Annotated in this window: 3 protein-coding genes; all 3 read right to left on the minus strand. The window is 66.2% G+C overall.

Annotated features, from left to right (window positions below):
- Positions 1-87: 87 nt before the first annotated feature.
- Complete coding sequence (locus Q0672_RS07615; RefSeq protein WP_298621329.1) at positions 88-2,949, minus strand: PAS domain-containing hybrid sensor histidine kinase/response regulator; 2,862 nt, start codon at positions 2,947-2,949, stop codon at positions 88-90.
- Positions 2,950-3,297: 348 nt separating this feature from the next.
- Positions 3,298-4,632: a diguanylate cyclase gene (locus Q0672_RS07620; RefSeq protein ID WP_194271142.1), complete on the minus strand. Its 1,335-nt coding sequence runs from the start codon at positions 4,630-4,632 to the stop codon at positions 3,298-3,300.
- Between the two features lie 224 nt (positions 4,633-4,856).
- On the minus strand, positions 4,857-6,622 hold a 1,766-nt coding region (gene lpdA, locus Q0672_RS07625; protein ID WP_298621333.1), incomplete at its 5' end, for a dihydrolipoyl dehydrogenase.

Here is a 6,622-nt window from a genome sequence, read left to right on the forward strand (position 1 = left end):
AACCGCTCCAGACCTTCGATCGGACTTCTGGCGCGCAAGGCATGGCGCCAGCGCCGGGGAAGGAAGAGGCGGGGTGTTCAGGTGCGACTAATGCCCCTGCGTCGTTCCGCGCTGCAACCACAGGAGAAGGGTTGCGAACATCTGGTCGGGTTCGACGGGTTTGGTGATGAAGTCGTTCATGCCGGCAGCGAAGCAGCGTTCGCGGTCTTCGTTGAAGGCGTTGGCCGTCATGGCGATGATCGGGAGCGTGGCGGCGTGGGGGAGTTTGCGGATCTCGCGGGTTGCCTCCAGGCCGTCCATTTGGGGCATCTGCATGTCCATCAGGACCAGGGCGTACTGGCCGGGAGGCGCCTGCCGGATGCGTGCAAGGGCTTCGAGGCCGTCGCTGGCAATGTCGGCCACAAGGCCGGCGTCGGCGAGGTTCTCCTGAGCGACGATCTGATTGATCTCGTCGTCTTCGGCGAGCAGCACGCGGGCGCCGGCAAATCGGGTGGCGATCTCGTGGCTGGCGTCCTTGCTCCGTTGTTCCATCTGGATGGGCTCGTCGTCCTCGATCTTGTCGAAGACCGCCGAGAACCAGAAGGTGCTGCCCTTGCCCGGGGTGCTGCTGGCGCCGGCCTCGCCGCCCATCAGTTCGGCGAGCTTGCGGGTGATGGCGAGGCCGAGGCCCGTGCCGCCAAAACGCTTCGACATGGACGAGTCGCCCTGCTCGAAGGGGGCGAAGAGCTTTGACAGCGTTTCCTCGTCGATGCCGATGCCGGTATCGACGACTTCAAAGCGCAGCTTGATCTGCGATTCGGTTTCTTCTTCTTTCAGGGTGCGGATCGTGACGCTGCCCGCTGGCGTGAACTTGATGGCGTTTCCGGCCAGGTTGAGCAGCGCCTGGGTGATGCGCATCGTGTCGCCGCGCAGCGCCCGGGGGAGCGGGTCGGATTCGGTGCGCAGCACGATCCCCTTGGCGGCGGCGCTTTCGGAGAGGATGGACACCACGTTGCTGGGGGTGACGCCCACGTTCATGGGTTCGCGGACGATCACCAGCTTGCCGGATTCGATCTTCGAGAAGTCGAGGATGTCGTTGATGAGGTGGAGCAGGTGCTTGCCGGCCGCATGGACGCGCTCCAGCTTTTCGGTGGACTCGGTGTCGAGCGCGCGTTTTCTCAGCAGGTGGGTGAGCCCGATGATGGCGTTGAGGGGCGTGCGGATCTCGTGGCTCATGTTGGCCAGGAAGGCGCTCTTGGCGACGTTTGCGGCTTCGGCGAGGGATCGCGCCCGCGCCATCTCGGCCAGGGTTTCGCGTTCCTGGGTGATGTCGTCGATGACCGACACCAGGCCCTTGGCGGGGTCGCTCGGGTCGACGGCGCTGCCGGTGATGCGTACCCAGATGCGGGTGCCGTCGCGGCGGACGCACTCCTGCTCGCGGCAGTGCAGTTCGCCACGCCAGATCTGCGCGTAGGCGGCCTGGCCGGTGGTCTGGAAGGCCTCTTCGTCGGCGTACAGGATGGCGGTGGATTTTCCGATCATCTCGCCCACGGGCCAGCCGAACATCTCGTGCATCCGGCGGTTGCCGCGGACGATGTTGCGGTCGGTGACGAGGGCGATGCCGGAGCTGGCGGAATCGAAGATCGTCTGCAGTTCGGCGGAGCGGGCGGCGAGCTCGGCCGAGCGGCTGGCGACCAGCTCTTCGAGCCTTTCGTTGAGCGTTGCGGTGGCTTCTTCGGCCCGCTTGCGCCGGTGATTCTGGATCGCCAGCGCAATGGTCAGGGCGGACAGCACGGCAATGGCGGCCGAAGCGGTGATGACGGCGCTCCGGTATTCGCTCCACAGCGTTCGCGGGCGATTGAGGAACAGCGTGTCTTCGGGGAGTGCCGCCGGGTCGGCCCCCCAGCGCTGCAGCTGGGCCCAGTCGAACATCGGCCGCGGCGCAACGACGGCGTCGGCGTTGATCGCGTCGACCCGGCGGGTTCCGGTGAGCAGGTCGGCGTTGAGTTCGCCTGCCTGTCGGGCAACCGTCGTGGTGACCACCACCGAACCGCCCGTGAGCCCTTCGCGGATGTGGGCATCGTATAGCGCCAGCACGGGCGCGTTGGCGCGTCGGGCAACATCGGCGGCAACCTCGGCCGGGATGAAGTTGCGCCCCGTGCGATCCTTGTAATAGAGCCCCAGCAGCACGAGTGTGTCGGGCGGGAGCGCCGAGATGCGCTGGAGCATCTCGGCGTGGGAGAGCGCAGAGGTTTCCTCTACTTCCAGCTTGCCGGATGTGGCCTTGAGCGCGGTGTTCGCCTGGGCGATGAAGAAGGGCTGCTCGCTGTCGGCCCCGGTGACGACCACCCCCCGTCGTGTTTGCGGAAAGAGCTTGAGCCCGTGGTGGATCGTGCCGGCGATATCCCAGCGCCGGATGATGTTCAGCATCTGGGGCGGCGGGCCGCGCCATGCTACGGCCGGGTTGGAGATCAGGGTGGCCAGCACCGGTACGTCGGGCGGCACGATGCCGTAACCGTCCTGGGCCAGAAATTCGAGCGCCCCCTGGTTCTGCACCATCACGAGGCCGATGTCGGCCTTGGCGAGCTTGTCGCGCAGCACGCCGGCCAATGTCTCAGGCCAGTGGGGATCACCGTTGCGGATGAGGTCGAGATGCTCGACATAGATGCGATTGACGCTGATGCCCCGGTCTTTCAGGCTGCTTACCGCGCCCGCGGTGAGCGTGTCCATGACCGGGAGACCGTATTGGGAGCCCGACAGGATGAGCACGGACTTGTGCGCTGCGCCCGGTTGCGGGGCTGACGGGGTGGGCGCGGGGTCTGCGTGCGGCGGCGAGGCGGCCAAGCCGGTGCCGGACACGATCAGCAGGATCACCCCGGCCGTGAGCGCACGCAGGGGCTGGGCAAGATGCCGGCGGAGCCAGAAACGGACAACACAGTGCGTCATCACCGCGGTCAATCGAGATTGCATCCACTCCCTCCCCGAGTCGTGGGAACCCAGCTGCATGCAAAGCGCTATCGACTCTGGAGTGCCCGGGCTTTATGGAAAAAGCCGTTCCTCTCTTGTGATCAAGAGCTTGCAAGCCCACTCTAAGCGCATCCTCCAGCCAAGTCCCGAAAACCGGATTGGCATCGTGGTCTTGAGCGCCGCGAGGTGGGGTGACAGGAGCGTGATGTCATGTTTGGGCGGCTGCACGCGTCGGTGCGGCGCCATCTGTCCTGGTGCCGAATACGCGCTGGTCTTCCACCTTCACCGGCTGTTCCAGTTGCGCCCGGGACGGGCAGGCAACGGACTTTGGGCACGTCCTGGCCGGCGACGTCAGCCGCCCGCGCCGCACACCCGGTTGCGCCCGCTCTCCTTGGCGGCGTAGAGGGCCTTGTCGGCGAGACTCAAGAGCACGTCGATGTTGTCGTCAGGGGAGCTCAGGCTTGATACGCCAATCGACACGCTGAAGGTGACGGGCAGGCCTTCGGCAAGCGGGATGCGGGCGTTGGTGATGGTTTCGCGCAGGCGCTCGGCGGCGTCGACGGCAAAGTGCTGGTCGGTTTCGGGGAGCAGCACCGCGAATTCCTCGCCACCCAGGCGGCCGAGGATGTCCACGTCGCGGAAGGTGGCGTGGCACAGGTCGGCGACGGCCTTGAGCACGATGTCGCCCACCTTGTGGCCGTAGCGGTCGTTGATCTGCTTGAAGTGGTCGATGTCGAGCATCAGCATCGAGAGCGGGCTGCCGTAGCGGTGGGCGCGGCTGAGCTCCTGCTCGGCGCGTTCCATGAAGTGGCGGCGGTTATGGACGCCGGTCAGGTAGTCGATGTGGGCCTGGCGGCGGAGTTCTTCTTCGAGGAGCTTGCGTTCGGTGATGTCGGTGTGGGTGCCGCACATGCGGATGCCCTTGCCGTTCTCGTCACGCTGCATCACCTTGGCCTGGTCGAGGATCCAGCGGATGCTGCCATCCTTGTGGAGCATGCGGTATTCGAGCTTGTGGGCGGCGGTGCGGCCTTCGAGGGCGTCGAAGACGGATGCCCAGGCGCGTTCCCGGTCGTCGGGGTGGACGAAGTCGGACCACTGCTGCGCGGTGTGCTGGAGCTCTTCGAAGGTGTAGCCCAGGATCTGGCCCCAGCGGGGGTTGCGCTCCACCTTGCCGGAGACCACGTCCCAATCCCAGAAGCCCAGCTCGGAGCCTTCGAGCACGAAGCGGAGCTGCCGGGCGCGCTCTTCCAGCGCGATCTCGGCTTTCTTGCGTTCGGTGATGACGTCGAACAGCGCCACGAAGTGGTCCGGCTTGGGGCAATACACCGAGATGGACAGCCACTGATTCAACGCCTTGAGGTAGGTGACGAAGGTTTCGGGGTCGCCGCCCCTGGCCACGCGGCCGTAGATCTCGAAGAGCCCGGCGTCGGATTCCTGCACGCCGGGGATGACCTCGCTGACGAGACGCCCGACGACATCGGCAAGGCCGGTGAGCGTCCGGAAGGCGGTGTTGGTGTAGAGGTAGCGGAAATCGTGGGGGCGGCCATTGCGGTATTCCATTCGGCAATAGGCGACGCCGTTGAGCAGATGGTCCAGCAGCCCGTCCAGCGCGTGGCGGTCTTCAGGCTGGATGGTGTCGAGAATGAAGTGAGCGTGCGTGGAAGCGCGGTCCGCGGGGGTGGTCATGACGGTGCCTGATCCGTTCGGTCGGAGGAGGAAAGATACACGCATCTCTCCGCCCCCGAAATCGTGTCGCGTGCTGCTGGAATCCTTCCTGCGCGGGCTTCTTCGCTGCAAGCGCACCCGAAGCGGCGGGGGCTCGACCTTCCTGATCTCCCAGGCGCCCGACGAGCCAAAAAAAAGCGGCCCGAAGGCCGCCAAGCATCGTTGCAACAGGGATCTGTACTGTTCTACTTCTTGCGCGCCGGGGGCACGTCGGTGCAGCTGCCGTGGGCCACTTCGGCCGCCATGCCGACGGTTTCGCCGAGGGTGGGGTGCGGGTGGATGGTCTTGCCGATATCCACGGCATCCGCGCCCATCTCGATGGCCAGGCACACTTCGCCGATCATGTCGCCAGCCGACGGGCCGACGATGGTGCCGCCGATCACCCGGTGGGTCTCGGCGTCGAAGATCAGCTTGGTGAAGCCGTAGTCGGCACCGTTGGCGATTGCGCGGCCGCTGGCGGCCCACGGGAACTTGGCGGTCTCGACCTTCTTGCCTTCGGCCTTGGCCTGGGCTTCGGTGTAGCCGACCCATGCCACTTCGGGGTGGGTGTAGGCCACGCCCGGGATCACGGTGGCGTCGAAGGCCGCCTTGTGGCCCGCTGCGACTTCGGCCGCCACGTGGGCTTCATGCACCGCCTTGTGGGCAAGCATGGGCTGGCCGACCACGTCGCCGATGGCGAAGATGTTCGGCACGTTGGTACGCATCTGCGCATCGACCGGGATGAAGCCGCGATCGGTGACGATCACGCCGGCCTTCTCGGCGCCGATCTTCTTGCCGTTGGGCGCGCGGCCCGCGGACTGCAGGATCATGTCGTACTTGACCGGCTCGGAAGGCGCGCCCGAAGTTGCGTCCACTCCTTCGAAGGTGACGTACAGGCCGTCTTCCTTGGCATCTACGGCGACCGTCTTGGTCTTCAGCATGATCTTGTCGAAGCGACTGGCGTTCTGCTTCTCCCACACCTTCACGGCGTCCCGGTCCGGGCCCTGCATCAGGCCGTCCATCATCTCGACCACATCGACGCGGGCGCCGAGGGTTGAATAGACGGTGGCCATCTCGAGACCGATGATGCCGCCGCCGATGACCAGCAGCTTGCCGGGCACGAAGCGGAGCTCCAGCGCGCCGGTGGAATCGACGATGCGCGGGTCACCCGGGATGAAGGGCAGATGCACCGCGGCGGAACCGGCGGCGATGATGCACTGCTTGAACTTGACGACCTTCTTGGCGCCGGTCTTGTCCTGGCTGGTGCCGGTGGTTTCCTCGACTTCGATGTGGTTCGGGTCGAGGAAGTGGCCGTAGCCGCGGATCACGTCCACCTTGCGGCCCTTGGCCATGCCGGCCAGACCGCCGGTAAGCTTGCCGACCACCTTCTCCTTGTGAGCGCGCAGGGCATCCACGTCGACGGACGGCTTGGCGAAGCTGACGCCGGCCACGGAGGCGTGTTCGGCCTCCTCGATGACGGCGGCCACGTGCAGCAGGGCCTTGGACGGAATGCAGCCCACGTTCAGGCACACGCCGCCGAGGGTGGCGTAGCGCTCGATGATGGCCGTCTTCAGGCCGAGGTCGGCGGCGCGGAAGGCGGCGGAGTAGCCGCCGGGGCCCGCGCCCAGCACGACCATGTCGTACTCGACATCGGCCGCGCCACCGTGGCTGGCAGCGGCCGGCGCGGCTACCGGCGCCGCGGCAGGGGCCGCAGCCGGGGCAGTCGCTGCTGCCGGAGCGGGGCTTGCGCCCGCGCCTTCGGTTTCGACGACGATCAGCACCTTGCCTTCGCCGACACGGTCACCCAGGGCAACCTTCACTTCCTTGATGACGCCGGCGGCCGAGGATGGCACGTCCATCGTGGCCTTGTCGGATTCGAGCGTGGCGATGGCATCGTCCACCTTGATGGTGTCGCCGACCTTCACGAACAACTCGATGACCGGCACGTCGGAAAAATCGCCGATGTCGGGTA

Origin of the sequence: uncultured Zoogloea sp., from assembly GCF_937894855.1 — a bacterium.
Lineage (GTDB): Bacteria > Pseudomonadota > Gammaproteobacteria > Burkholderiales > Rhodocyclaceae > Zoogloea > Zoogloea oryzae.